This is a genomic window from Telmatospirillum siberiense (assembly GCF_002845745.1).
Classification (GTDB): Bacteria; Pseudomonadota; Alphaproteobacteria; order Rhodospirillales; family Magnetospirillaceae; genus Telmatospirillum; species Telmatospirillum siberiense.
This window is the reverse complement of sequence record NZ_PIUM01000002.1, coordinates 336,324-362,963: the sequence shown is the minus strand read 5'-3', so window position 1 is coordinate 362,963 and position 26,640 is coordinate 336,324. Positions and strand designations below refer to the sequence as shown.

Here is a 26,640-nt window from a genome sequence, read left to right as displayed (position 1 = left end):
TTCGCCCTTTTATCTCCACCATCAATCTGTCCCGTTCATCGATTTCGTTGTATTGATTAGTTTCATTTGTGAGACGATCGATGACCCTCGAACAATTGCGCATCTTCCTGGCGGTGGCCGAGCGGATGCATTTCACCCAGGCGGCCCAGGCGTTGGGATTGACACAATCCGCGGTCAGCGCGGCGATCGCCGCCTTGGAAAGCCGCTATGGCGTGGAGTTGTTCCACCGGGTCGGCCGGCGCGTCGAACTGACCGGCGCCGGCCACGCCTTCCGCGACGAGGCCCGCGAAGTTCTGAGCGCGGCGGGGCGGGCCGAGGAAAGCCTGGCCGAACTGACGGGCCTGCGGCGCGGACATCTGCGCGTCGTCGGCAGCCAGACCGTCGCCACCTATTGGCTCCCGCCCCGGCTCCTGCGCTTCCATCAACGCCATCCTGGCATCGAGACATCGCTGACGATCGGCAACACCACCCAGGTTGCCGCCAGCGTGCTGGCCGGCGAGGCGGAACTGGGCTTCGTCGAAGGCGAGGTTACGGCACCGGCCTTGGATGTCCGCCCCATCGACGACGACCGCCTGGTTCTGGTGGTGGGCGAACGGCATGCCTGGGCAGCGACCAAGGCTCTGACCGCCGAGGATTTCCGCAATATTCCATGGGTGCTGCGTGAACCCGGTTCGGGAACAAGAGCCGCCACCGAGGCTCTTCTGGCCAGCAGGCAGCTCACCTTGGCCGATGTGACCGTCAGCCTCGAACTTCCCAGCAATGAAGCCGTGCGCACCGCCGTCGAAGCCGGGGCCGGAGCGACCGTGCTTTCCCAGATGGTCGTCGCCACCGCGCTGCGCGCCGGTGTGTTGAAAGCCGCCGCTTGCGCCATGCCGACCCGGCGCTTTTCGGTGCTGCGTCACCGCGAACGGCGCTTGAGCGGGGCCGCCCGGGCATTTCTTTCGTCAGTGGAAAAATCGGGACCGGCGGCATCGGAACAATGATGCCGCCGGCAGATCGCGAGAACGGTTACTCGAAGAGATTGCTGAGGCTGGAAGACAGCTTGGCGATCAGCAACGGCGAGGCTTCCTCAAACTTAAGATTCATCTGGTCCGCATAGGCGACTTCGCGAATCTGATATTGCTTGAAGTCGGACTCTTCCTCGACCTGCTGGGTCTTGACCTTGGTATTGAGCGTCGCCGAGACACTGGCGCCGCCTCCCGTGGGCGTCTGGGAGGTCCGGGCGGACTCCAGGGAGCCATTGCCCTGGGCGGCCGTCGTGGTGGTGCTCTGCTTGACCTTGCTGCCCTTCAGGGGACGTTCGGATAGCTGGATGTCGACCACCACCGAATAGGTCACCGTCTGGAACGCCTGGTTCAGCAGGAAGGTTCCCGCCGCCACACCGAGACCGGTCGCGGTGGTGGCAGTGGCGTTCCCACCGGCGACATGAGCCAACGCCGCGGCACCGGCGCCGGCCAGCAGAGGTTCGCCATATTTCGCAGACAGCAGGGACCCCTTGTCCTTGGTTTCGATTTTACCGGCCTGCAGCACGTTGACCCGCAACATGTAATGCGCCTGATTGGGATCTTGCACCACCGCATAGCCACGCGCGGCAACCGCCTGCATCAACGGCCCGCGAAGATCGACCTCGGGATGATCAGACGTGTTTCGCGCGCTGACGTAGATCGTCTTCTGATCCGGCGGCACCGGATCAAGGAATACGGTTTCGCTCAGATGCGTCTGCACATCGAGCGTGCCGTGATTGATCGCGGAATCGGCTGCGGCGCAGGCCGCCAGGGCGGCCGCTGCGGAGATGGAAAGCAGCAGGCCGGGAAGAGCTTTCGGTCGCATCGTCATGTCCTTAATAGTGTTGGAAGGGTGTGCAATCTTCGGTCCCCATGGGCAACGCCCGGAGACAACCCTACCAATTCGGCAAAAGCAGCAGAAGAACATTTTCCATTATAGAACAAGTGGTATACATTTGTGCGTCTTTTAGGAGAAACTTGTCTGCATTCTCTACCGAAACGAATGTATCCACAGTCCGATATAGCGGATCCGCGGCAAGTGATCAGACGAATATCTTAATTCGAATAAAATTGAATATTTTTTTGAAGATTACTCGAAAAAAGGATGTTTCCATGCGCAAAATATTGTTCCTGGCCTCCTTGGTTATGGCGACACCGGCTTATGCCGAGCAGTTTCATTTCACCGAATCCGACTCGTTCGCCTATGAGATCAAATGCTCGGACGGTCGCTACACCAATGAGGCCTATCACGTAACCCGCATCGTTTCCGGCCAGACGATCATCCAGTTCACCAGCGCGACCGGCTCGCATGTCCAGGAATGGATCATCAGCCCCCCGGTGACCTGCAGCATCGGCCCCAAATCCTAATTTGGCGGGGACCCGCCGCCATCGAGGCGGCGGTCCGACGGATCGCGGCTACGGGACAGTCGTGCCGTCTCCAACCATCGAGGCGAAGAACTCCAACTGCCAGAGCATTTCGTCGGGCGACATCGGGTACCCATCCGCCGTCGAGGACCGGGGCCTCAGCACATCGGACGGTATCACCTTGGCCAGTTTCGTCTGCAGGGGAACCGTAGCCGTCATCGCCATGCCGGCTTTCCAGCACACCGCCACCATGCCCTTGGCGCTTTGCGTCTCGATGATCTTCCGAACCCGCTCGACCGAGACCTCGGCGCGCAGGGCCAAGGCGCAGATGACGAACTCACGATCGCCGGCCGACAAGGCGTCGAGGATGACCGCGTCGCTCAGACTGTTCTCCGCCAACAGCCGGGTGACGTGCTCCATCGCCGTTTCCGCCGTCACCGCACCTTTCTCGTCCACCCGTCCGCGGCGGAATTCGGCCATGTCGGCGCCGGCCTCCTCGACACGACGGCGCACGACCGCCGCCACCGCCGCCTTGGTGTTCGGATCGAAGTCCGAGCGGCGTTCGAGGACCTGGAGAAGATTATCCGCGACGAACCGGGCCAATCGCGTCGCCGCCCGGCCCGACAGATGCGGCCGGCGGACCAAAGGCAGATGCCAGGATTCGTAATCCGGCGCCCGGTCGATCAGGAGATCCAGGGTTTCCTCGCGGACCTGCGCCGACGAATTGGCCAATAACACGGCGATGGCGTCGATATCGTCGGTCCGCGCGATGCCGTCCGCGACGGCGCCCCCCAACCCCTTGCGACGGCAAATGGCCGAAAGCGCCCCGCTGATCGGACAATCGCGGATGATCTCCAGCAAATCCTCGTCCGTCAGCACCGGGGAATATTCGAGCACCGGCGAGGCTACCGCCAACTCGCTGTCATGCGCCAACTGCCGGATCACCGCCGGCGGCGCATCGGCGACATCCTTCAAGGCTTCGGCGAGAATCTGGCGGACCCGGGTGATCTGATCGCGGGCCAACAGTTGCAGCGTTTCATAGGTGATATGACGCAGGCGGTCCTGTTCGTCGGCCGACAACCCCGGAGCCAATCGAGCGATTTTCTGCGCCAGATCACCCCGAACCGACGGATCGGTATCGGCGGCCAGATGAAAATCGGCCTGCGCCGGAGTTGCCAGATTGGCGGCGATCTGTCGACGCACCTGGGGCGCCGGATCGTCGGCCAGGAAATAGAGGATTTCCGGCCGCAGATCCTGCCTTCCGGCCAGCCGCCGGCGCACTTCGGGATCGGCATGCAGGGCCAGATCGCGCGACTGTTCGTAAGTCAGGGGCGGGGCTTCCCCGTCCTGCCGGTCCGGCTCCACGGCCCCCTTTCCGCGCAGGACGCCCAGCACCTTGCCGATGAAGCGGCTCATGACGCATCCTCCGCGCTGGAGGGTGGGCGGGCCAGACGGAAGTCGCATTTCCCGTCGTGCTTCACGCCATACATCGCCTCGTCGGCCCGTTGCAGCAGGTCATCGAGAGTCTCCGGCCGGCCCGGCCGATGAACCGCCACCCCCATCGACAAGGTCAGGGGCGCATCCTCGTTTCCCGAAAACATCAGGAGGTCCTGGGCCGCGGCGACGATATCCCGGCATCGTTTGACGGCAATTTCCTCATCGGCCCCATCGAGCCACAAGGCGAATTCGTCGCCCCCCAGACGGGCGATCAAATCGATCGAACGGGTATGGCGCATCAGAATATCGCGCACCGCCATCAGAGCCTCGTCACCACGCTTATGGCCATGGCGATCATTCACCGCCTTGAAATTGTCGAGGTCGATATAAATCAGGGCCGCGGGCTTGCCGTCCCGTTCGAGGCGGGCGACGCGGCGGCTCAACTCGTCGAAAAAGGCGCGGCGATTGAACAGCCCGGTCAAAGCGTCGGTTCTCGACAGGGCCAGGATCCGTTCGTGATTGGCGATCTGCTCGTTGGCGATGCCGATCTGGTCGGCCACGTCCTCCAGCAGCAAACGATCATTCTTGTCCCAGCCGACAACGTCGGCCGGCCGCCAGATGACGATGGCACCCGTTACCTGCTGGCGGTACCGGCTCACCACGGCAAGCGCAAGCCGCTCGCCGATCACCAGATCGACGACGTCCCGGCCGGCCAAAGCGTCCAGAACGGGGCCTGCCCCGCCAATGTCTCCGAAGGATGCCGACGGCTCGAAACCATCGTCGCGACGACGGAAGATCTGACCGCCGGCGGCGCCCAAGGCCAACGACGTCGCCTCGGCGGCGATGCGCAGCATGTCGTTCGGCTCGACGACATCGCGGATGGTTCGCACGACGTAAGTGAGCAGACGTTCGCGATTGTTCGCCTTGGCCAGCGCCGTTTCGCGCTCCCGTGCCGCCGTGACGTCCTGCCAGATCCCACGGGACCCCCGATAGCCCCCTTCCGCGTCCAACAACGGAGACGAGGATACACGCAGACAGGACAAGCTCCCGTCGGAGCGCCGCATCCAGACCTCCGCGTTCTCCACCGGATGTCGCCCATGAAACGGCAGGTCCCCCTCCACACCGTCCGGCTCGGCCAGGAAGTCCTCGGGCTTGCGGCCAACCATCTCATTGGCGGCGAATCCCAGCGCGCCGCGCGGCGAAACAAAACCGAAGGCGCCATTCTCTCCGGTCTCCCAGGCGAAATCGGTGGAGATGTCCACCAGATCCTTGTAACGCTGGCGCGATTCGACCAGCGCCGTCCGCAGATTGCTCTCCAGGGTCACGTCCTTGGCGATCACCAGGGCGGCGTGATCGAGCATGGGCAGCACGATCAATTCATAGAGCATGGCGCCGGCCTCGCCGGGTAGCGTCACCCGTTCGAACTGCGCTTCGCCGGAAACGGCGGCACGGGACAGGCAAGCTGCGATCCCCGGCACCACCCCCTTCTCGGCGGCGAGACACAAGGTGCGGGCGGCGGCGTTGGCGGGAGAAAGACGGCCGGAACCATCGGCCAGCAGTATGGGATGGGGAAAGGCGGCTATCGCCGAGCCGGCAAACGTCACCGACCAGCCGCGCGCCCCGGAGAGCAATCCGGCTTTCTGCAGAAGCGCCTTCAACCGGTTCATGGCACACCCAACGAAAAAGCCCATATCCGCCACGCTTCGAGGCGCCACCCTAACAGAAAAATCCTGTCGCTCCATAGTTAATTGATTGAAAATGCACGCAAAAGAAGAATTTACAACGGATCGCTCAAGAAATTATCCGGCCCCGGCGCTATATTCTTGCGGCAAGACCATCATAAGGCTTATCTCCTAAAGCGATGCAATCATCGACAGAGACTCCTCCCCCGATCGATCCGCCGCCCGCGCTTTCCCACGTGGATAGCTGGATCTTCGATCTGGACAACACGCTTTACCCGGCATCGTGCAATCTGTTTGCGCAGATCGACGTCCGGATGCGCCAGTTCATTTCCGAGGCGCTGCATCTCGGCCTGGACGAAGCCTTCACCCTGCAAAAACGCTACTACCACGAATATGGGACGACGCTCCGCGGCCTGATGCTGTCGCACGGTATCGAACCCGGCGTTTTCCTGGCCTATGTGCACGATATCGACTACAGCCCCCTGCCCACGGCCTCCCTGCTCGATTCCGCCCTCGAACGACTGGCCGGCCGCAAGATCGTCTTCACCAACGGCTCGGAGCGCCATGCCGAAAGCGTCCTGGCCAAACTCGGCCTGACCCGGCATTTCGACGCGATCTTCGACATCCAGGCCGCCGACTATATTCCGAAGCCGAACGCCGAGAGCTATCGCCGCATGGCCCTGCATTGCGGAATCGATCCCAAACGGAGCGCCATGTTCGAGGACATCGCGCGCAATCTGGCGCCGGCGGCGGCGGTCGGCATGACCACCGTCTGGGTCCATGAGGAGGGTCATACCCGGTGGAGCGGCGCTCCCGGCGACGATCTTTCGCACATCCACCATGTTACCGACGATTTGGCCGGCTGGCTCTCCGGCGTGGCCAAGGCCAGGACCACCGGGACCGCGTCGCTTCCTTGACAGCGGTCCGTCAACGGTTAAGGTTCGGTCAACCGTTGTTCACATTGGAAGAATGATAAGCTCATGGTCAGCCCTCAGATCATCGCCCGTATCGAAGAGGCGTGGGAGAACCGCGCCGAGGTCAACACCGGAACGCAAGGTCCCGTCCGCGAGGCCGTGGAGATCGTGCTCAACGCCCTGGACAGCGGCGAAGCCCGCGTCGCCGAGAAGGCGGGCGGCGCCTGGCAGGTCAATCAATGGGCCAAGAAGGCCGTTTTGCTGTCCTTCCGCCTCAATGACAATGCGGTGATCGGCAACGGTCCGGGACAGGCCACCTGGTACGACAAGGTGCCCAGCAAGTTCGACGGCTGGGATGCCGGCAGCTTCAAGTCGGCGGGCTTCCGTGCCGTTCCCGGCAGCATCGTGCGCCGCTCGGCCTTCATCGCGCCCGGAGCCATCCTGATGCCGTCCTTCGTCAATCTCGGCGCCTATGTCGGCGAAGGAACCATGGTCGACACCTGGGTCACCGTCGGATCCTGCGCCCAGATCGGCAAGAACGTGCATCTGTCCGGCGGTGTCGGCATCGGCGGCGTGCTCGAACCCCTGCAGGCCGGTCCGGTGATCATCGAGGACAACTGCTTCATCGGCGCCCGCTCGGAAGTCGTCGAGGGCGTCGTCGTCGAGGAGGGCGCCGTCCTGTCCATGGGCGTGTTCATCGGAGCTTCGACGAAAATCATCGACCGGGCGACCGGCGAAGTCTTCTATGGCCGCGTTCCGGCCTATTCCGTGGTCGTCGCCGGCAGCCTGCCCGGCAAACCCCTGCCCGACGGGATGCCCGGCCCCAGCCTCTATTGCGCCGTCATCGTGAAGCGGGTGGACGCGAAGACCCGGTCGAAAGTCTCGATCAACGAACTGTTGCGCGATTGAGTCCTTTCCGCGATCCACTGCCCCTGGCCCAGGCCCTCATCCGCCGCGCCAGCGTCACGCCGGCGGACGAGGGAGCTCTGGACGTTCTGGAACAGACCCTGACGGCGCTCGGGTTTCACTGCGCGCGCCTGACCTTCGGGGCCGAGGCGGGACGTCCGCCGATCGCCAATCTCTACGCGCGGCGGGGCCGGACGGGGCCGAACATCTGCTTCGCCGGACATACCGACGTCGTGCCGCCGGGCCAGGGCTGGAGCGTTCCACCCTTCGAGGCCCAGGTCGTCGGCGATCATCTCTATGGGCGGGGGGCCGCCGACATGAAGGGGGCCATCGCCTGCTTCGTCGCCGCCGTCGCCCGCCTGCCCGCGTCCGAGACGAGTGCGGGGTCGATCAGCCTGCTGATCACCGGAGACGAGGAGGGACGCGCCCTGGACGGGACCCAGCGGGTTCTCGACTGGCTGGCGGAGCGGGGAGAGACCCTCGATCTCTGCCTGGTCGGAGAGCCGACCAATCCCCGGCATCTGGGGGAGATGATCAAGATCGGCCGGCGCGGCAGCCTGAATGGACGCTTGCGCGTTCTGGGCAGCCAGGGACATGTCGCCTATCCGCACCTGGCCGACAATCCCCTGCCCCGTCTGCTGTCCATGCTGGCCGCCATCACCGCCCGCCCGCTGGACGAGGGGTCGGCCCATTTCCAGCCCTCCACCCTGGCCCTGACCAGCATCGACGTCGGCAACGAGGCGACCAACGTCATTCCGGCGGAAGGCCGGGCGGCCTTCAATATCCGCTTCAACGACCTGCACACCGGGGCAGGCCTGGAACGCTGGCTGCGCGAGCGCTTCGACGAAGTCGGCGGCGCTTATGAATTGAGCGTCGAGGTTTCGGGGGAAAGCTTTCTGACGCCTCCCGGCCGCCTGAGCGACGCCGTGAGCAAGGCCATCGCCGAGGTCACCGGCCACACCCCCGAATTGAGCACGACGGGCGGCACGTCCGACGCCCGCTTCATCAAGAACGCCTGCCCGGTGGTGGAGTTCGGCCTGGTCGGACAAACCATGCACAAAGCCGACGAACGCGTGCCGCTCGCCGACCTCGAAGCCTTGACCCGCATTTACCTGTCCGTCCTTCGGGCGTGCCTGACCATCCCATGCTGAGTCTCGGGCAGGTCATCGCGGCGCTGATCGGCGTCGGGCGGTTGCTGCGCTGGCGCGACGATGGCTTCGACGCCTTCGATAAAACGGCTCGCGGGTTCTGGGCGTCGTTTTGGGTGGCGCTGATTATTCTGCCGGTATGGTGCTATGTGGTCACCGACCAGATGGTACGGGTGGAACAGCCGTCGCCGGAAAGCTTTTTCGCGACCCAAGCCATCGCCTACGCGATCGGCTGGCTGGCCTATCCACTGGCCATGGTGCGAATTTGCGATTTCCTGGGCCGCTGGCCCAGATATTACACTTATATGGTCGCCTACAACTGGTTCCAGTTGGTGCAAGCCGTCGCCTGGGCGCCCATGCTTCTGCTGATGGCCTTTGGCGCGCCGCGCGGGCTGGTCGCCATCGTCTGGCTGCTCACCCATGGCGTGCTGATCGCCTACGCCTGGTTCATCGCCCGCCGCGGCCTCCAGGTGGACGCCGGAACGGCAAGCGCGCTGGTCATCATCGACCTTCTTCTCGGCGTTCTGATCGACCGTCTGGCCGCCTCGCTGGCCTGAGGAGCGGACATCGGGCGGGAAGACCTTCATAAGTTGCGGTGACCGAAGCCGACCATCGACCATCAGTCGCCGGGCTGGGACAGATCCTCGCCCCTTGGCTTTCGCGCCACCGATGGCGCGGGATCTCAATGCCCCAGACCAAGTTTCGCCGGCTTATCCCCAGCGAAACTTGTTTTAGTTGAGCTGGGCCACGCCCGCTTCGGCGGCGGTCATCTGCTCGGACAGGTCGGCGGCGGCCTTGGGATCGATGTTGGCATTGACCAGCAGGGCGAAAACGATGGTTGCGGCGTAGAAGATGACCCGGAACTTGAAAAGGTTGCTGTCCATTTTGCTCTCCTAAACGTGTAGTAAATTTACAAGATCGATGTCCCGGAGATTAAGGCAAACTTCTCTGATCTCGCCATGCAAAATCGGAAACCCCCTCCGGCGCGAACCGCAAAGCCCCATTATCTTTGAAATTTCTATTGAATGAGCCGAAATTGGCCAATCCAGCCCCACCCCAGGACATCATCCCAAGGACCCCGCTGGGATGGCCTACATATTTCCCCAAAAAATTTGTCGAAAAAAATCACACTCCCCGCGATCGCGAGAAAAACCATAAGGGGGCAAAAGGGCGGGGCTTCAAGGTCTTCTCCCTCGCCCGCTTTGCGGGAGAGGGGACGAGCGAAGCGAGTTGGGTGAGGGCACTTACGCGCGGGAGCGCGGAAAAAGCGTGCAGAAACAAACAGGTCTTTATGTCGCGCGGACGCTAAGCCCCCCTCACCCGGCCGCTAAAGCGGCCACCCTCTCCCGCAAAGCGGGCGAGGGTTAAGCTGGCGCGTATGGGCGTCTCTGCCGGTGTTCCGGCGTGAGCCGGAAAGGGTCCGCCTTGCGGCGGATCACCGGCACGGAGGCCGGTGCCACTATTTTATCCAAAGCGAGCAGTGCACCGATAAAACTACGAAATTTAAGATGTGCAAATGCCGTAGCCCCTCTTCCACTTACCGCACCGGGGCCGCCCCGCCCTCGCCGCCGACGACATCGGGGTAGATCACATCGGTAAGGTAAAGCCCCTGGGGGGCGGCCGTCGGCCCGGCCTTGGCGCGGTCTCTCGCCGCCAGAATCCGCACGACGTCCTCGCCCCCCCACTTGCCCTCGCCGACCAGGCGCAAGGTGCCGACCATGTTGCGCACCTGGTGATGCAGGAACGAGCGGGCCCAGGCGACGACATGGATTTCCTCGCCGACGCGCAGCACATCCAGCCGGTCGAGCGTCTTGACGGGCGTGGCCGATTGGCATTCGGAGGCGCGGAAGGACGTGAAGTCGTGATGCCCGACCAAATTCTGGGCCGCCAGATGCATGGCATCGACGTCCAGTCGCCGGTGCACCCACATCACGCGATGCAAATCGAGGACGGGTGGCGGGCGGCGGTCGACGATCCGGTAAAGATAGCGCCGGCCGATCGCCGAGAAACGGGCATGAAAATCATCCGGAACGACCTCGGCCGCCACCACCGAAACGGGCGCGTCTTCGCCGCGCAGCCAGAAATTCAATCCGTCCCGCACCCGGTCTGGATGGAACGCCTTCACCAGGTCGATATGAGCGACCTGGCCCGTGGCATGGACGCCGGCATCGGTGCGCCCGGCCCCGGCGACCCCCACCTCGGTTCCGGACAACCGGAAAACGGCCGTCTCCAGAATCGCCTGGACCGAGAGGCCGTTGTCCTGGCGCTGCCAGCCGACCAGGCCGGTGCCATCATATTCGACGGTCAGTTTGTAGCGGGGCATGGCTCGAAAATCCTGGCGCCCTTGGCCAGGGGATAGCCGCGCAGGAAGGCGTCGGCATCGAGAGCCGCCCTGCCGGAACGCTGGATCTTCAAAAGCCGCAGGGCGTCACTGCCGCATGCCACGGTCAGAACATCGTCGAGCACCGTGCCGGGCGCTCCCGAACCGTCGGCGACAGTTGCGGCCAACACCTTGAAACGCTCGCCCCCCCGTTCGAACCAGGCGCCGGGCCAGGGCGTGAAGGCGCGCACGGCCCGCTCCAGTTCCACGGCCGGACGCGTCCAGTCAAGCCGGCCTTCGTCCTTGGCCAGCTTGGCGGCATAGGTCACGCCGTCGTCCGGTTGCGCCGTCGCGGCCAAACCGCCCTTTTCCAGCCGATCCAGGGCATCGACGATCAGGTGCGAGCCCATGACGGACAGGGCGTCATGAAGCGCGGTCGCGTCGGTCGACGCGGTGATCGGCACGCTGTCCCAGAGCAGCATGGCGCCGGTGTCGAGACCAGCATCCATCTGCATGATGGTCACCCCGCTTTGTGCATCGCCGGCCAGAATGGCGCGCTGGATCGGCGCCGCGCCGCGCCAGCGCGGCAAAAGCGAGGCATGAACATTGAGACAGCCGAAACGGGGGGCGTCGAGGACGGCCTTCGGCAGGATCAGGCCATAAGCCGCGACCACGCCGACATCGGCCTCCAACGCGGCGAATGCCGTCTGCGCATCCGCATCGCGCAACGTTTTCGGCACCCGCACGGGAATTCCCCGGCTGGCGGCGAAGGCGTGCACCGGCGAGGGACGTTCCTGCTGGCCCCGGCCAGCCGGACGCGGCGGCTGGCTGTAGACGCAACAAACCCGATGACCGGCGTCGATCAGCGCGGCGAGGACGGGAACCGAAAAATCCGGTGTCCCCATGAAGGCAACGCGCAGGCTCAAAGCGATGCGCCAGCCGTGGTTTTGCGGGCCTTGACCAGCTTGCGCAGGATCATGTTGCGCTTGAGGTTGGTCAGATGGTCAACAAACAGGACACCATCCAGATGATCCATTTCATGCTGGATGACCGTCGCCAGCAGGCCGTCGGCCTCGATCTCGCGGATCTCGTTCTGACGATCGATGAACCGCACGCGAACCCTCGCCGGACGGACCACGTCGGCATAATGCTCGGGAACCGACAGGCATCCCTCCTCATAGGTGGCTTCCTCGTCGGAAAGCCAGGTCAATTCCGGATTGACCATGCAAAGCGGGGCTTTCGGCTCCTCCTCCTTGGCCAGGTCGATGACCAGAAGACGCTTGGAAACACCAACCTGCGGCGCCGCCAGACCGATCCCCGGGGCGGCGTACATGGTTTCCAGCATATCGTCCATCAGACGGCGCAAGGCATCATCGACGGTATCGACCCGCTTGGCCTTCAGCTTCAAAAAAGGGTCGGGCGCGACGAGAATAGGAAGCAAGGCCATTTCAGCATTCCGTATAACTAAGGCATAAGCGATCAGAGGGCTCACATATGCCGCGCCGGCCCCCGCGTCAAGCGATCAGCCGTCGCCTCTTGCCACTTTATAAATCAAGACGGCCTCGCCTTGCGCCGGAACCTTGATGGGCCAAACGGCCTGCCGCGCATCGCCGTCCCGGTGCGGCAGGCTTTCCTCGACGATTGCCGTTCCGGCCGGAATCGCTTCGCGCAAAAGCACCGTGACCGGTTGCGCCTTGGCGTTGATGACGGTGATCCGCCAAGCCGATTCCATCGGACCGGCATTCCCCGTTTTCGGAGGGATGAAGGATGTCTGGATCCGTGTGATCCCGATATCCCCGTCGCGGCCGAGAGCCACCCGCCAGGTCTCGCCTTTGGCTTTCTGGCCGATCCTGTCTTCGCCCAGCAGACGGGGAATACCGGCGCCATCCCGCCTGAACACACGCACCAGGCCTTGCGGCGCGGTTGTCGCTTGCGCGCCGGCGCCGTCCAGAACAAGAACCGACTGCGGGCGGCTGAACGACGGATCGCGATTGCGCGCCGGATCGAAGGGCTGTCCGGCCAGGAATTGCGGCAACGGATCGCCGGCGATTTCCCGCCGGGCCGGCACGCCCGCCCTGACGAACAACGCGAGAAGCTTGCTCTGCCGGTCGTCGATGCTCACCGGACCGGCCAGATGGAAAAGCGCGACGCCGGATAGATCCTCGGGCACCGCGGCCTGTTCGGACATCGGTTGCACCGGCGCCGCGGCCTTCATCACGGTCAACATGCGGGGCCGGTCGCCACCGACATCGACCGGCGCGGCGGCCTGATGAACATCACCGGAGGCCAGAGTCAGATCGGCGTCCTGAAAGGACGTCCCACTGGCATTGGTCAGCATCACCCAGGCCTTGAGATCGGCCTTGCTCTCGCTCTCGTCCAGAAACAGCTGATATTCGGCATGCCAGCCGAGACCGGAGGTCAGATAGGTGAGATCGAGGTCGTGGCGGCCGGCGCCGCTCACCGTCACCTGCGAGGAAAGGGCCGGCGCCGCCCGCAATCCCTCAGGCAGCCGGTCATAGACGATACGGCCGGGAGGAGCCACCTCGACATGGCCGCCGATGTCGAGGATCGGACCATCCTCGGACAGCAGGCGCCCGCGCACCGGAATTTCACCGGAATTCGGCGTCGCCGGGCGCATCAGGGTCACCTCGCCGCCGACGGTGCGGCGCAACAGGCTGTCGGGGCTCAACAGGGCGAAATCGACGACCTGGGCGGCAACGCGGATTCCGGCGCCCGACAGATCGGCGCTCCCGGCGAGCATCTTCGGACTGACATCGGCGAAGGCGAGACTCGTCTCTCCCGCCGGCAACACCACTTGCCGACGATCGCGGACCAGGGCCAGATCCTGGTTATAAACGGTCAAGGCCAGCGAACGCCCCTCGGCCGGCACGGTGACCTCGGCGCCCACGGCCGGCCAGGACGAAACGAATGCCGCCAGCGCCAAGCCAAGCCCTCCGCAGGGAAGCCGCATCGTCACGGCCGATCGTCGAGCGGCACGACCACGCGCACGGTCTGCCCGTTGAGCCCGGGGAAATCCAGGAACAGGGCCCGCAACAGATAGGGCATGGAGACATTCAGATCGCGCGCGCCGCTTTCGGTAAGGGCGCGGCCCTGATAGAGCATGCGCCGCTCGCCGGACCGCCAGGCCGGACCATCGAAAAGCGCCACATCGACGAACTGCGAATAGTAGGTGTAGCTGGCGACCTCGGGGGGATAGGGGCGCCACCCCCAACCGGGGCGTCCCCAGCCCGGGCCGCCCGGCTCGGTATAGATCTCGGTATGGCTGCCGACATTGCCGTAATGCAACACCGCGATCAGATCGGCCTCGGCGTAGGCCGTGGCGGAATAGAATCCCTTGGCCTGCAGGGCGCCGCTCAGCAGGGTGCTGTTGTGCTGGAATTCAAGATCGCTGGCTTGCGCGGGGTCCGGCGCGATGGCGAAGCTTTGTCCGAAAGCAACCGGAGGCAGGCTGTAGAAGCGCGTCACGTCGGCGCGCAGGCTCGGTTGGCAAGCCCCCAGGAAAATCATCAGGACGCAAGAAACCAGTAGACGTTTCATGACCGTTCCCCAGCAATGCGTTACAGCGGAAAATTGGTCCCTTTTCGTGGCGGAATTCAGGCGATCGGACGCCTCGCCCGCAACGCGGCGCCAATGGTCCCGTCATCAAGGTAATCCAACTCGCCGCCGACCGGCACGCCCTGCGCCAAACCCGATACGGCGACATGGCAGTTCGCCAGACGATCGACCAGATAATGGGCGGTGGTCTGGCCATCGACGGTAGCGGCCATCGCCAGAATGACCTCGGCCACCTCTTCCGCCGAGGCGCGCGCCACCAGACGGTCGATGAACAAATCGTCGGGACCGATGCCGTCGAGAGCCGACAGCACCCCACCCAACACGTGATAGCGCCCCTTGAACAGCCCCGACCGCTCCATCGCCCACAGGCTGGCGACGTCCTCCACCACGCAGATCAGGGACGGATCCCGCCGCTGGTCGGCGCAAATGGCGCAAGGATCGACGCTGTCGTAATTTCCGCAAACCGAGCAGGTCTTGACCTTGGCCGCGGCATCGGTCATCGCCGCGGCCAGCGGGGCCAACAACTGCTCACGCCGCTTGAGCAGTGTCAGCGCGGCCCGGCGAGCCGAGCGCTGCCCCAGGCCGGGCAGGCGGGCAAGAAGCTGGACCAGATGCTCGATCTCGGGACCGGCCATCGATTGCGGCGCGTCAGAAGGGCAGCTTCAGTCCGGCCGGCAGATTAAGCCCCCCGGTAACCTTCTGCATTTCCGACTGCATCAGGGCTTCGACCTTGCCCTTGGCATCGTTGAAGGCGGCGACGATCAGGTCCTCGAGCACCTCGACGTCCTCGGCCGTGCAGAGCGACGGATCGATCTTCAGTTTCTTCATGTCGCTCTTGCCGTTGATCGTCACCTGCACCATGCCTCCGCCGGCGGCGCCGGAGACCTCGACCTCGCTCAGCTTGGCCTGCATCTCGGCCATCTTGCTCTGCATCTGCTGGGCTTGTTTCATCAAATTGCCGAGATTCTTCACTCTTCGTCTCCATTTCCAGATTCGTTTTCGGCCAGGTCCGCCGGTTCGAGGGCGTCTTCGGAAGCCGCCAGATCGCGCACCACTTCGATGGTCGCGCCCGGAAAAGCCGTCAGAACCGCCTGAACCAGGGGATGGTTGGCCGCATCCTGCTTGCGCTTGAGTTCGCGTTCCAGATGCTGCTGGCGCAGCGTCGGCGCCCCCTCGTCACGCGACAAACTGACCAGCCACGGCCTGCCCGTCCAATCGGCGAGCAGACGCGACATCCTGGGCGCCAGATCGGAGGGCGCCGCCGGATCGACGCGGAATTCGACCCGCCCGACCTCGTAATGCACCAGATGCACGGCGGAACTCAGGGCCGCCGACAGCACCGCCTCGCGCTTCTCGCCGAACAGGGCGACCAATTCCTCGAAATCGGCGGGCAATCCCGGCGCGGCCGGTTCGGGTTCGGGTTCGGGCTGCGGGCTCGCCCGCATCACCATCTCGCCACCGCCCGACGTGCCGGTCGCTGCCATCCGGGCCATGACCTCGCCGCGCCCACCGGCGGTAGGCGGCGCAATGACGCTGGCTCCGACGGCGCCGGCCGGAGCAGCCATGCCGCCGCCGGAGCCGGAAGAGGCGGAGGAACCCGGCCCGCCGGTGGACGGCTGATGGCGCAGCGCCTCCAGCGCTTCGGCGGGACTGGGCAGATCGGCGGCGTAAGCCAGACGGACCAGAACCATCTCGGCGGCCTGCAGCGGAGAGGGAGCCCCCCTGGCTTCGCCGAGGCCCTTCAACAGCATCTGCCAGGCTCGGGTCAGGGTCGCCATGGACAATCCCTTGGCCATGGCGCCGCCCTTCACCCGCTCGGTCTCGGAAACGCCGGCGGCATTGGCCATCTCGGGCGCCAGCTTGAGGCGGGTCAGCCAATGGGTGAGTTCCAGCATATCCTGCAAGATCACCACCGGATCGGCGCCCACGGCATATTGTTCGACCATCTGGCCGAGGGCGGAGGCGAGATCGCCTTTCATCACCGAGTCGAACAGGTCGAAGACCCGGGCCCGGTCGGCCAGGCCCAGCATGTCGCGGACCTGCTCCTCGCTGACCTGCCCGGCGCCGTGGGCGATGGCCTGGTCGAGCAGCGACAGGCCATCGCGCACCGAACCGTCGGCGGCCCGGCAGATCAAGGCCAGCGCGGCCGGATCGATGACGGCGCCTTCCTTCTCGGCGATGGCGGCGAAATGGGCATTCAGCACGTCCATATCGACGCGGCGCAGGTCGAACCGCTGGCAGCGCGACAGCACGGTGACCGGAATCTTGCGGATTTCCGTGGTGGCGAAGATGAACTTCACATGCTCCGGCGGCTCTTCGAGCGTCTTCAACAGGGCGTTGAAGGCCGCCGTGGACAGCATATGCACTTCGTCGATGATGTAGATCTTGAAGCGGGCCGAGGTCGGCCGGTAACGCACGCCGTCGATCAGCTCGCGGATGTCGTTGACCCCGGTGCGGGAGGCCGCATCCATTTCGAGGACATCGACATGGCGGTCTTCGGCGATCGCCCGGCAATGCTCGCACACGCCGCACGGCTCCGTGGTGGGGCCGCCCTGCCCGTCGACGCCCACGCAATTGAGAGCGCGGGCGATGATCCGTGCCGTCGTCGTCTTGCCGACGCCGCGAACCCCGGTCAGCACGAATGCGTGGGCCAGCCGCCCGCTCTGAATGGCGTTGCTGAGCGTCCTGACCATCGCTTCCTGCCCGATCAGGCCGGCGAAATCGGCCGGGCGGTATTTCCGGGCAAGAACGCGATAAGGAGATGTGGCTGAGCTGTCGGTCATGGGCCCGGATCGGTTGGCGGGCGGTTCCTAACGGGTAGGTGGGAGACTGGTCGGCGACCCGAACCAAAAATCGTTACGGCTGCTTCCTTCCGGACCTGACCGGGTTGGCGACGGGCCCGTCCGCCGCCAGTCTCCCGAGCCGAGTATATCAGCCCCCCGGAGGAAAAAGGCAAGACCCAAAGGAGGCCCCGACGAGGGCAATTGCGTGTGGACGCGAAAATTCCCGGATCTCCCGGCCCTTGGCGCCGAAACCGCCGAGGGGAAGGAGGATGCCCCATCAAACACTTGAATTATGAGAACAATCCGGCGCCCTTCCGCCCGTGGCGTGTTAGATTTATGGGGCGATGCTGTGGTCAATGCCGGCATGGGGCCGTCATTTTTCAGATAAGGGTTTGGGATCATGTCTCGACCGAGGAAAATCGTCACGGCCACGGAAAATGGGCCAGCCCCCAGCAAACATGACCGCATCCTGACGGCGGCCAGGGAAATCTTCATGGAAATGGGATACGGCGCCGCCAGCATGGATGCCGTGGCGGCCCGGGCCAACGTGTCGAAAGCCACGATCTATACCCACTTCGACAACAAGCGGGATTTGTTCGAACAGGTTCTCCGCGGCCGTTGCCAATGCGTTTTCGCCGACGCCGACATCATGGGCGATATCGGCGAGGCAGGAGATGTCCGCTCCCTTCTGCGGCGATTGGCCGGCAATATGCTGGAAGTTATTCTTTCTCCCGAAGCCCTCGCCATCAACCGCGTGGTGGTCGCCGAGGCGCCGCGCCTGCCCGAGGTGGGGGAAACCTTCTACGCCGCCGGCCCCACCACGGCGATGGGCCGGCTGACCCGGATGTTCAACGATCTGAGCAGCCGGGGCCTTTTGACCATCCCTCCGGAAGAGGCCCCTCTGGTCGCGGAGTTGTTTCTGAACATGCTGAAAGGGGATGCGCATATGCGCGAACTCTTGAAAGTCAGCCCCAGGCGCCAAAATCATCGAAGACTGATCGAGATCGCAGTCGATCTCATTCTTGCGCGATACGCCTCTTCGGACTCCGTCCCGACGTCGGTCCGCGTTCCCACCATTCCCGCCACCGACAGGAATGCCTTATGATTTATCGTCCCGCCGCCTTCGCCTGCGATGACCGCCGCTCCCTGACAGATTTCATCCGCCATCATCCCTTCGCGACGCTGATCACCCATGGGGCCGGGGGGCCCTGGATCAGCCACCTGCCCCTGATTTATGAAAACGATCATTTGTTCGGACATCTGGCGAAGGCCAATCCGCAGGCCCAGGCGCTGGGAAGCGGCGACAGCCTGGCCATTTTTCATGGCCCCCATGCCTATGTCTCGCCCAGTTGGTACGAAACGGCGCCGGCGGTGCCGACCTGGAATTATGCCGTGGTGCATGCCCTCGGGCCGGCCCGGCACCTCAATGCCGACGAAACGGCGCAGGTCGTGGAGAAGATGGCGGCGATCCACGATCCACGATCGGACTGGTCGTTCGCCGACCTGCCCGACGATTACCGGGCCGGAATGCTGCGCGGCATCGTCGGCTTTTCCATGGCCCTCCAGAAGCTCGAGGGCAAATTCAAGATGAGCCAGAACCGCCCCGCCGTCGATCAGAAGAAAGTGGCGGAACGGCTGGCCCGGGGCGAGCCGGAGGAACGGGCGGTGGCCGATATGATGGCCGAGATCAATCGGCCGCCAGACGAGCCTTGAACCGATAGGGATGGGCTGGATAGACGCCCAGGATGCGCACCTCCCTCGAGAAGAATCCCAGCTCTTCGAGGGCCAGCCGGACATTGGGTTCCTCGGGGTGTCCCTCGATGTCGACATAGAACTGGGTCGCGGCGAAACCGCCGCCGACCTGATAGCTTTCCAGCTTGGTCATGTTGACGCCGTTGGTGGCGAAGCCGCCCAAAGCCTTGTAAAGGGCGGCCGGCACGTTGCGGACACGGAAGATGAAGGTGGTGATGCAAGGCCCCTTGCGCGGATCGGGCTGCGTGGCCTCGCGCGCCATGATCAGGAAGCGCGTGGTATTGTGCTCGGCATCCTCGATATTGGCGGCCAGCGAGCAGAGACCGTAGGTCCGTCCGGCCAGTTCGGAGGCGATGGCGGCCACCGTCTTGTCGCCCTTGGCCGCGACCTCGGCGGCGGAACCGGCGGTATCGGCGGCGACCACGGCCTTCAAGCCGTAGGCGCGGATGAAATTGCGGCACTGGCCGAGGGCGTGCACATGGCTGCGCACCACCTTGATGTCCTCGAGACGGGCGCCCTTGACCGCCAGCAGATGGTGATTCACCCGCTCGAAGAACTCGCCGATGATATGCAGCTTCGAGGCGGGCATCAGGGAGTGAATATCGGCAACGCGGCCGGCCACCGAATTCTCGATGGGAATCATCGCCAGCCGGGCGCGGCCCTCGTTGACCGCGGCGAAAGCATCCTCGAAGGCCGCGCAGGGAAGCGGCTGCATGTCGGGAAAAGCGATGGTGCAGGCCAAATGGGAATAGGCGCCGGGTTCGCCCTGGAAGGCGATGGTACGTTCGGGTGAAGCGTCGGTATCGGTCATCATCTCACTCAATGCAGGCGGACCAGGATCTTGCGGAGTCTCTCCAGATCGGCGGGAGTATCGACACCCGGGGCCAAATTGGCGACGAGCACCGCTTCGAGACGCATCCCGTTTTCGATGGCCCGCAATTGTTCAAGGCCCTCGCGCTGTTCCAGCACCCCGGTCTCCAGAGCGACGAACCGCTCCAGGGTGGCGCGGCGAAAAGCGTAAAGGCCGATGTGATGGAAAAGCGGGCCCTCGCCGGCGGGAACCGCCGCCCGGCTGAAATAGATGGCCCGTCCGCTCCGCTGTCCCTCCGCCAGCCCGACCACCGCCTTGACGATGCCGGGCGAATGGCGAAACCCGTCATCGGTGATTTCGGTGATCACCGTGGAGACGTCCACGGCCGGATCGTCGAGCGGAAGCAAGGCCGCGCGGATCGCCGCCGGCGTAATCGCCGGAAGATCGCCATGCAGATTGACCACCGTATCGAAATGCCCCTCCGGATCGAATTTCTCGACGGCCTCGAAAACCCTGTCGGACGAACTGCGGTGATCGGGCCTGGTCAGGATGGCGTTGCCGCCCGCCCGGATGACGGCGTCCTGGATTTCCCGCTCGGCGCAAGCCACCACCACGGGACCGATGGCGGCCGCCACCGCGCGACGCCAGACATGGACGATCAGCGGATCCCCATGGATGTCGAGCAACGGCTTCCCAGGCAGATTCGCCGCCTGCAAGCGGGCCGGGATCACTACGACGGGGTTCAAAATGGCGGGCATCACCAATGGCGTCTGTGAAGTCGAAGGGGCGTAACCATATAACGGGAGGATCGCTGGTGGAACCCCCCTTCGCCCCATGACCTTCGCCATGGATCAAGGGGGGCGGGATAACGAAGACGGCCACAGGGGAGCAGCCATGGGTATCACCCTCCAGAAAATCACCGGAGCATGCCTGTTCGCGCTTATTTTGGTGGTTGGCCTCAATCTGCTGGTCGACGGCCTGATGCCGCGACGGATCGACCGGCCATCGCCGGAGATCGTCGCTTCGGAAGGCGGATTCGACCCCGCCGCGATCCAGGCCAAAACCGCGCCGGGACAGACCGGGGGCGAGACGGCGGCAATCGCCGAGGATAAACCGTTGCCCCAGCGCCTGGCGGCGGCGAATGCCGGCAAGGGCCAGACCTCGGCCAAGAAGTGCCTGTCCTGCCACAGTTTCGATCAGGGGGCCGGCGCCAAGATCGGCCCCAATCTCTTCGGCGTCGTCGGCCGGGCCAAGGCGAGCTTCCCGGGCTTCGCCTATTCGGAAGCCTTCAAAAAGCTCTCCGGCGCCTGGAGCTATGAGGATCTCGACAAATTCCTCAGCAAGCCGGGCGCTTTCGCGGCGGGCACCAAGATGACTTTCGCCGGCCTGCCCAATGGCGAGGAGAGGGCCGATGTGATCGCCTATCTGCGCTCGATCAGTCCCGAGGCCCCGCCGCCACCGCAATGACGGGGAAACGACGCCAAGGCAATCGGGTGAACGCGCGCGAACTGTTCTTCCGAGGGTGTTTTGGCCTCGTTGGCGCGATGAGCGCCCCGAAGCTTTAGCGGAGGAAGCCCAAGGCGGACGGATGTCCGCCGCCCGGCGTCTGAGGGGCAACAATTTAAACCAGGGCAAGCGGGTTCACCCGATTGCCCTGGAACCGACGCTGGGGAGGGTGGAAATATTTCGGGCCCCGGTGCAATATCACCCGATGAATACGCCAATTCCCCCGTCCCTCTGCCCGGACGACCACGTCGCCTTGGCGCTCCGCCTCGCCGACGCAGCCCGCACCGTTACCCGCAGCTATTTCCGTCAGCCGGTGACGGTATTCGACAAGGCCGATGCCAGTCCGGTCACCGTCGCCGATCGCGAAGCGGAAGCAGCCATGCGCGAACTGATCGAACGCACGGCCCCCGACCACGGCATCTACGGCGAAGAATACGGCGCCGTCAGAACCGATGCCGAATGGGTCTGGGTCCTTGATCCGGTCGACGGCACCAAGGCCTTCATCACCGGCAAGCCGTCCTTCGGCACGCTGATCGCCCTCCTGCATAAGGGAGTTCCCGTTCTCGGCATCATCGACCAGCCGATCCTCGACGAGCGCTGGCTGGGCGTGTCGGGCCGTCCCTCGACACTGAACGGGCGTCCCATCCGGGTCCGCCCCTGCCCCGACCTGTCTCTCGCAGCACTCTACGCCACGGCCCCCGAGATGTTCACCGGGACCGACGCCACGGCCTGGGAAGCCTTGCGCTCTTCCGTCAAGCTGCCGCGCTACGGCGCCGATTGCTACGCCTACGGCCTGCTCGCCGCCGGTTATGTGGATCTGGTGGTGGAGGCCTCCTTGCAGCCCTACGATTATCTCCCCCTGGTGGCCATCATCGAGGGAGCGGGCGGATTGCTCACCGACTGGCGGGGCGGACGGCTGGGGCTGAGGTCGGACGGCAGGGTTATCGCAGCCGGCGACAAGGCGGCGCACGCCGCGACCATGGCCGTGCTCGCCAAAGCGGGCGGCGGGCATTGACGCGCTCCGGCGTCGCAAAGAGCATCGTTTTCCTGGTCACCGCCGCCCTGCTTCTGCTGGCTGGCGGCGGTGAGAGCCGCGCCGGACAGGGGGCCCATGCCCTGGCCCTTTACGGCACTCCCAAATATCCGCCCGACTTCAAGCATTTCGACTATGTCAATCCGGACGCGCCGAAAGGCGGACTGCTCCGCCTTTACCAACTGGGCGGCTTCGACACCCTCAACCCCTTTTCCGGCATCGGCCATCCGCCGCTGGCGCGCGGCGCCACGGCCCGCCCCATCGATCTGATCGGACTGACCTTCGACAGCCTGCTGGCCCGTTCGGAGGACGAACCGGCAAGCGCTTATGGACTGATCGCCGAATCGTTCGAATGGGACCGCGCCAACCGCTGGCTGGTGTTCAACCTACGTCCCGAGGCGCGCTTTCACGACGGCAGCGCGATCACCGCCGACGATGTCCTGTTTTCCTTCGAGACCCTGAGAAACTCCGGACCACCCGGCCTCAAGGCATCGTTGCAGGGGGTGACCCGCGGGGAAAAGCTGGCCGACCGCAAAGTCCGCTTCATCTTCGGGCCCGGAGAGACGCGGGCGCTGCCGCTGGTCCTGGGCAGCCTGCCCATTCTTTCGAAAAGCTGGTGGCAAGGCCGGGATTTCACCCGTCCCCTCGCGGAACCTCCCCTGGGCAGCGGCCCCTACGCCGTTCAATCGGTGGACCCCGGCCGCTCCGTGGTTCTGGTCCGGGCGCAGGACTATTGGGCCAAGGATTTGCCTGTCGCCACGGGGCTCTACAACTTCGACCGGATCCGCACCGACTTCTTCGCCGATTCGCCCGCCGCCTTCAGCGCCTTCAAAAACGGCGCCTATGACGTCCGCTTCGAATGGGAATCGAGGAAATGGGCGACCGGCTACGTGTTCCCGGCCCTGACGCGGGGTTTGGTGAACAAACTGAACATCCCGAATCGCCGCACCGAACCCATGCGGGGCTTCGCCTTCAATCTGCGCAATCCCCTCTGGCGGGATCCCCGGACCCGTCGCGCCCTGATCCTGGCCTTCGATTTCGAAAGCCTGAATCACGATCTGTTTTACGGGCTGTACCGCCGCGCCGGGAGCTATTTCGCCAAATCCGAACTGGCCGCGCCGGAACTTCCCTCCGACGAGGAGACGCTTCTTCTCGAAGCGTTCCGCGGCCAGGTCCCCGACGAGCTTTTCGCAAAACCCTACTCCCTGCCCGACAATGCCGACCACGCCCAGCGCCAGCGCAACCTGGCCGAAGCCGCCCATCTGTTGAGCGAAGCCGGCTGGACAATGAAAAAAGGCAAACTGGTCGATGGACAGGGCGGCAAACCCTTCGTCTTCGAAATCCTGGTCGACGACCCGAGCTGGCAGCCGATCTGCAAGGACTTCCTCTCAGCCCTCCACCATCTAGGCATCCAAGCCAGCGTGCATGCGGTGGAAGAGGCCGAGTTCTCGCGCAGACGCGCGCAAGCCGAGTTCGATATGATCGTGGCCCGCTGGCCGGCCTCCGAAACGCCGGGGACGGAACAGCGGACCCTGTGGGGATCGGCCGCCGCCGACCAGCCGGACGGGCTCAACTGGGCCGGTATTCGCTCGCCGGCCATCGACCGGACGATCGACGCGCTGGCGGCCAGCCCCGACCGGCAAACCCTGGTGACGCGCACACATGCGCTGGACCGATTGCTGCTTTGGGGCGACTACGTCATCCCGCAGTGGTATATGCCGGAGGATCACGTCGCGGTATGGGACAAGTTCGGCATCCCGGCGGTGACCCCCGATCAGGGAGCCGAAGTGCTGGCTTGGTGGGTTGCCCCTGAAAAGTCCAAGCCGGCGGCGAAAGATCCGGTGAAGGCCCGGCCTTGACCGCCCTGCTGTCGGTCCGCGACCTGCATGTCAGCTTCGGCCGGGACGCCGAAGCCCACCCCGTCGTCAAAGGCGTATCCTTCGAACTCGAACGGGGGCGAACCCTGGCCCTGGTCGGCGAATCCGGATCGGGAAAATCGGTCACCGCGCTTTCCATTCTCCAGCTTCTGCCCTACCCGCACGCCCACCATCCGGCGGGCAGCATCCGTTTGGCCGGGCAGGAACTGCTGGGGGCCGGCGATCCCGTCCTGCGGACGATCCGCGGCAACCGCGTCGCCATGGTCTTCCAGGAGCCGATGACCAGTCTCAATCCCCTGCAGCCGATCGGCACCCAGATCGGCGAGGTGCTCGCCCTGCACCGGGGATTGCGCGGCGCGAAGGCGCGCGAGCGCGTTCTCGAACTGCTGCGCCTGGTCGGCCTGCCGCAGGCCGAACTTCGACTGGGAGCGCTGCCGCACAGCCTCTCCGGCGGACAGCGCCAGCGGGTGATGATCGCCATGGCGCTCGCCAACGAACCCGACATCCTCATCGCCGACGAGCCGACGACGGCCCTCGATGTCACGGTTCAGGCCCAGATCCTCGCCCTGCTCAAGGATCTGCAGGACCGTTTCGCCATGGCCTTGCTGCTCATCACCCATGATCTGGGAATTGTCCGCAGAATGGCCGACACCGTCTGCGTGATGCGGGCCGGAGAGGTGATCGAACAGGGGGATACCGCCACGGTCTTCGCCGCGCCGCGACATCCCTACACCCGCGAGCTTTTGGCCGCGCAACCGACGGGGCGCCCCAATCCGCCACTCCCCGGGGCCGCCACGATCCTCACCGCGCGAGATCTCAAGGTCGGCTTTCCCATCCGCCGGGGCCTGTTCCGCCGCCGGATCGGATGGATCCAGGCGGTCGACGGGATCGACCTCACGCTGAAGGAGGGGCAGACCCTGGGCGTGGTGGGCGAATCGGGATCGGGCAAGACGACGCTCGGCCTCGCCCTGTTGCGGCTGGTCAGGAGCGAAGGCTCCGTCGTCTTTTCCGGCCACGCCCTGCACGACCTGTCGGCCAAGGCATTGCGTCCGCTGCGCCGCCGGATGCAGATGGTCTTCCAGGATCCTTACGGCTCGCTGTCGCCCCGCCGATCGATCGAGCAGATCGTCGGAGAAGGACTGGACGTCCATGGCTTGGGCGGGAACAGCCGGGAGCGGCGGGACCTGATCGCCCAAAGCCTCACCGAGGTGGGGCTCGATCCCGAGACGCAGGACCGCTATCCCAACGAATTCTCCGGCGGCCAGCGCCAACGGATCGCCATCGCCCGCGCGCTGATTCTGAAACCCGGCCTGCTTATCCTCGATGAACCGACGTCGGCCCTCGATTTGTCCGTCCAGGCCCAGATCGTCACGCTGTTGCGCGACTTGCAAAAACGCCACGGACTGGCCTATGTGTTCATCAGCCACGATCTGCGGGTGGTCCGCGCCCTGGCGGACAGCGTGCTGGTCATGAAGGACGGAAAGGCGGTCGAGGCCGGCCCCGCCGAACGGCTGTTCGCGGCCCCCGAGACCGCCTATACCCGCGCCTTGATGGCGGCGGCATTCGATCTTGCCCCGCCTCCTACGGAATGATGTTTGTTCGATGATAGGTCTGTTTGATTCGGGGTTCGGCGGTTTGACGGTGTTGCGGGCCGTCGCCGACGCCCTGCCGAAACGCCGTTTTCTTTATCTGGGCGATCATGCGGCGGCGCCCTACGGCAACCGCGACCCCGAGGACATCGACCGTCTGACCAGACGGTCCGTCGAAATCCTGTTCGACCGGGGCTGCCGCCTGGTGGTGCTGGCCTGCAATACCGCCGCCGCCACCTCGCTGCGCCGGCTGCAGCAGGAATGGCTTCCCCGGCATTATCCGGACAGGCGGATCCTCGGTGTCCTGGTGCCGATGGTCGAGGCCATCACCGGCGTTCCCTGGATGGCCGACCTTCCGGCCCGGCCCCGGCGAGAAAAGGAACGGCTCATCGCCGTTTTCGCCACCCGGCGGACGGTACAGAGCAACGCCTATCCGGCCGAAATCGGCAAGCGGGCGCCGGAAGTCACCGTCGTCCAGCAGGCCTGCCCAGAACTGGTCGACCTGATCGAGGCCGGCGCCGTCCGCGCCGAACTGGGCGCCGCCGTGCGGCGCTATGCCGCGGCGCTGATGGAGCGGTTGAACGGCCGCCGTCCGGACGTGGTCATGCTGGGCTGCACCCACTATCCGCTGGCCGCCGATCTGTTCGCCGAAGCGCTGCCGCCGGGCATCGATATCCTGTCCCAGCCGGACCTGGTCGCCCGCAGCCTGTCCGCCTATCTGACCCGCCACCCCGAAATCGACACCACCGCCATTCCGGCGGGAATTCAGTTCCTGACCACCGGCGATCCCCTGCGGACATCGGCTTTGGGCAGCCAATTCTTCGGACGCCCGGTGACGTTCACGGCGGCAGAGGAGCCGGCGCCGTCCCAAAGGCCCATCTTCGCGGCGGGAACCGCCCCCGAGTGGTGAAAATCTGACGGATGGTGCCCCCGCCAT

General features: G+C 64.7%; 27 protein-coding genes and 1 other RNA gene. 13 read left to right on the top strand and 15 right to left on the bottom strand.

Annotated elements, in window-relative coordinates; all coding sequences use genetic code 11:
• Window positions 1-80 precede the first annotated feature (80 nt).
• Window positions 81-983, top strand: a complete 903-nt coding sequence (locus CWS72_RS03570; RefSeq protein WP_101249174.1) for a LysR family transcriptional regulator — start codon at window positions 81-83, stop codon at window positions 981-983.
• A gap of 25 nt (window positions 984-1,008) precedes the next feature.
• On the opposite strand, the gene CWS72_RS03565 is transcribed toward CWS72_RS03570, so the two are convergent.
• Window positions 1,009-1,830, bottom strand: a complete 822-nt coding sequence (locus CWS72_RS03565; RefSeq protein ID WP_158240492.1) for a complement resistance protein TraT — start codon at window positions 1,828-1,830, stop codon at window positions 1,009-1,011.
• A 287-nt stretch (window positions 1,831-2,117) separates the two neighbouring features.
• On the opposite strand from CWS72_RS03565, the gene CWS72_RS03560 reads away from it, so the two are divergent.
• Entirely contained in the window at window positions 2,118-2,372 is a 255-nt protein-coding gene (locus tag CWS72_RS03560) for a hypothetical protein (RefSeq protein WP_101249172.1), read from the top strand.
• Between the two features lie 48 nt (window positions 2,373-2,420).
• Here CWS72_RS03560 and CWS72_RS03555 read toward each other — a convergent pair whose 3' ends face one another.
• Window positions 2,421-3,785, bottom strand: a complete 1,365-nt coding sequence (locus CWS72_RS03555) for a DUF2336 domain-containing protein (protein ID WP_101249171.1) — start codon at window positions 3,783-3,785, stop codon at window positions 2,421-2,423.
• Complete coding sequence (locus CWS72_RS03550; protein ID WP_158240491.1) at window positions 3,782-5,473, bottom strand: sensor domain-containing diguanylate cyclase; 1,692 nt, start codon at window positions 5,471-5,473, stop codon at window positions 3,782-3,784. The genes CWS72_RS03555 and CWS72_RS03550 overlap by 4 nt, the downstream gene beginning before the upstream one ends.
• Window positions 5,474-5,667: 194 nt before the next feature.
• On the opposite strand from CWS72_RS03550, the gene CWS72_RS03545 reads away from it, so the two are divergent.
• The 4 genes from CWS72_RS03545 (at window position 5,668) to CWS72_RS03530 (ending at window position 9,013) form a co-directional block, all read left to right on the top strand.
• A complete protein-coding gene (locus CWS72_RS03545; protein ID WP_101249169.1) occupies window positions 5,668-6,405 on the top strand; it encodes a pyrimidine 5'-nucleotidase in 738 nt (245 codons plus the stop codon).
• A 63-nt stretch (window positions 6,406-6,468) separates the two neighbouring features.
• The gene (dapD, locus tag CWS72_RS03540) at window positions 6,469-7,311 is read left to right on the top strand and encodes a 2,3,4,5-tetrahydropyridine-2,6-dicarboxylate N-succinyltransferase (protein WP_101249168.1); all 843 of its coding nucleotides are present in this window, start codon (window positions 6,469-6,471) and stop codon (window positions 7,309-7,311) included.
• Window positions 7,308-8,459 (top strand): succinyl-diaminopimelate desuccinylase, encoded by a 1,152-nt coding sequence (gene dapE, locus CWS72_RS03535; protein ID WP_101249167.1) that lies wholly within the window; start codon window positions 7,308-7,310, stop codon window positions 8,457-8,459. The genes dapD and dapE overlap by 4 nt, the downstream gene beginning before the upstream one ends.
• On the top strand, window positions 8,453-9,013 hold the full coding sequence (locus CWS72_RS03530; RefSeq protein ID WP_101249166.1) for a hypothetical protein: 561 nt from the start codon (window positions 8,453-8,455) through the stop codon (window positions 9,011-9,013). Before dapE ends, CWS72_RS03530 begins: the two co-directional genes overlap by 7 nt.
• A 174-nt stretch (window positions 9,014-9,187) precedes the next feature.
• On the opposite strand, the gene CWS72_RS27655 is transcribed toward CWS72_RS03530, so the two are convergent.
• The 10 genes from CWS72_RS27655 to ffs form a co-directional block, all read right to left on the bottom strand.
• The gene (locus CWS72_RS27655) at window positions 9,188-9,340 is read right to left on the bottom strand and encodes a hypothetical protein (RefSeq protein WP_158240490.1); all 153 of its coding nucleotides are present in this window, start codon (window positions 9,338-9,340) and stop codon (window positions 9,188-9,190) included.
• 653 nt (window positions 9,341-9,993) lie between these two features.
• Window positions 9,994-10,779 (bottom strand): tRNA pseudouridine(38-40) synthase TruA, encoded by a 786-nt coding sequence (gene truA / locus CWS72_RS03525; RefSeq protein ID WP_101249165.1) that lies wholly within the window; start codon window positions 10,777-10,779, stop codon window positions 9,994-9,996.
• Window positions 10,761-11,696, bottom strand: coding sequence for a methionyl-tRNA formyltransferase (gene fmt, locus CWS72_RS03520; protein ID WP_241911558.1), 936 nt, complete (start codon window positions 11,694-11,696; stop codon window positions 10,761-10,763). The genes truA and fmt overlap by 19 nt, the downstream gene beginning before the upstream one ends.
• Window positions 11,697-11,698: 2 nt before the next feature.
• A complete protein-coding gene (gene def / locus CWS72_RS03515) occupies window positions 11,699-12,223 on the bottom strand; it encodes a peptide deformylase (RefSeq protein ID WP_101249163.1) in 525 nt (174 codons plus the stop codon).
• A gap of 75 nt (window positions 12,224-12,298) precedes the next feature.
• Window positions 12,299-13,747, bottom strand: a complete 1,449-nt coding sequence (locus CWS72_RS03510; RefSeq protein ID WP_101249162.1) for a DUF4139 domain-containing protein — start codon at window positions 13,745-13,747, stop codon at window positions 12,299-12,301.
• Window positions 13,748-13,749: 2 nt separating this feature from the next.
• Window positions 13,750-14,334, bottom strand: coding sequence for a DUF4136 domain-containing protein (locus CWS72_RS03505; protein WP_101249161.1), 585 nt, complete (start codon window positions 14,332-14,334; stop codon window positions 13,750-13,752).
• Between the two features lie 56 nt (window positions 14,335-14,390).
• Window positions 14,391-14,987: a recombination mediator RecR gene (gene recR / locus CWS72_RS03500; RefSeq protein WP_101249160.1), complete on the bottom strand. Its 597-nt coding sequence runs from the start codon at window positions 14,985-14,987 to the stop codon at window positions 14,391-14,393.
• Between the two features lie 13 nt (window positions 14,988-15,000).
• A complete protein-coding gene (locus CWS72_RS03495; RefSeq protein ID WP_101249159.1) occupies window positions 15,001-15,324 on the bottom strand; it encodes a YbaB/EbfC family nucleoid-associated protein in 324 nt (107 codons plus the stop codon).
• Window positions 15,321-17,135, bottom strand: coding sequence for a DNA polymerase III subunit gamma/tau (locus CWS72_RS03490; RefSeq protein WP_101249158.1), 1,815 nt, complete (start codon window positions 17,133-17,135; stop codon window positions 15,321-15,323). Before CWS72_RS03490 ends, CWS72_RS03495 begins: the two co-directional genes overlap by 4 nt.
• 38 nt (window positions 17,136-17,173) lie before the next feature.
• Window positions 17,174-17,270: signal recognition particle sRNA small type (gene ffs, locus CWS72_RS03485), an RNA gene on the bottom strand.
• Window positions 17,271-17,535: 265 nt separating this feature from the next.
• Here ffs and CWS72_RS03480 point away from each other — a divergent pair.
• A complete protein-coding gene (locus tag CWS72_RS03480; RefSeq protein WP_101249157.1) occupies window positions 17,536-18,240 on the top strand; it encodes a TetR/AcrR family transcriptional regulator in 705 nt (234 codons plus the stop codon).
• On the top strand, window positions 18,237-18,848 hold the full coding sequence (locus CWS72_RS03475; RefSeq protein WP_101249156.1) for an FMN-binding negative transcriptional regulator: 612 nt from the start codon (window positions 18,237-18,239) through the stop codon (window positions 18,846-18,848). Before CWS72_RS03480 ends, CWS72_RS03475 begins: the two co-directional genes overlap by 4 nt.
• Here CWS72_RS03475 and CWS72_RS03470 read toward each other — a convergent pair.
• Together CWS72_RS03470 and CWS72_RS03465 are read right to left on the bottom strand one after the other, a co-directional pair.
• Window positions 18,823-19,701: a prephenate dehydratase gene (locus CWS72_RS03470; protein ID WP_420824043.1), complete on the bottom strand. Its 879-nt coding sequence runs from the start codon at window positions 19,699-19,701 to the stop codon at window positions 18,823-18,825. The genes CWS72_RS03475 and CWS72_RS03470 overlap by 26 nt on opposite strands.
• Before the next feature lie 5 nt (window positions 19,702-19,706).
• Complete coding sequence (locus tag CWS72_RS03465) at window positions 19,707-20,456, bottom strand: 3-deoxy-manno-octulosonate cytidylyltransferase (RefSeq protein WP_101249155.1); 750 nt, start codon at window positions 20,454-20,456, stop codon at window positions 19,707-19,709.
• A gap of 136 nt (window positions 20,457-20,592) precedes the next feature.
• Between CWS72_RS03465 and CWS72_RS03460 the strand changes: the two genes are divergently transcribed.
• From CWS72_RS03460 to murI, 5 genes are all read left to right on the top strand, one after another.
• On the top strand, window positions 20,593-21,165 hold the full coding sequence (locus tag CWS72_RS03460) for a c-type cytochrome (protein WP_101249236.1): 573 nt from the start codon (window positions 20,593-20,595) through the stop codon (window positions 21,163-21,165).
• Window positions 21,166-21,409: 244 nt separating this feature from the next.
• Window positions 21,410-22,219: a histidinol-phosphatase gene (gene hisN / locus CWS72_RS03455; RefSeq protein ID WP_101249235.1), complete on the top strand. Its 810-nt coding sequence runs from the start codon at window positions 21,410-21,412 to the stop codon at window positions 22,217-22,219.
• Window positions 22,216-24,096 carry an extracellular solute-binding protein gene (locus CWS72_RS03450; RefSeq protein WP_158240489.1) on the top strand — a complete coding sequence of 627 codons (1,881 nt, stop codon included), beginning with the start codon at window positions 22,216-22,218 and terminating at the stop codon, window positions 24,094-24,096. Before hisN ends, CWS72_RS03450 begins: the two co-directional genes overlap by 4 nt.
• Window positions 24,093-25,706 carry an ABC transporter ATP-binding protein gene (locus CWS72_RS03445; protein WP_101249153.1) on the top strand — a complete coding sequence of 538 codons (1,614 nt, stop codon included), beginning with the start codon at window positions 24,093-24,095 and terminating at the stop codon, window positions 25,704-25,706. The genes CWS72_RS03450 and CWS72_RS03445 overlap by 4 nt, the downstream gene beginning before the upstream one ends.
• 10 nt (window positions 25,707-25,716) lie before the next feature.
• Window positions 25,717-26,613, top strand: coding sequence for a glutamate racemase (gene murI / locus CWS72_RS03440; protein ID WP_101249152.1), 897 nt, complete (start codon window positions 25,717-25,719; stop codon window positions 26,611-26,613).
• Window positions 26,614-26,640 lie beyond the last annotated feature (27 nt).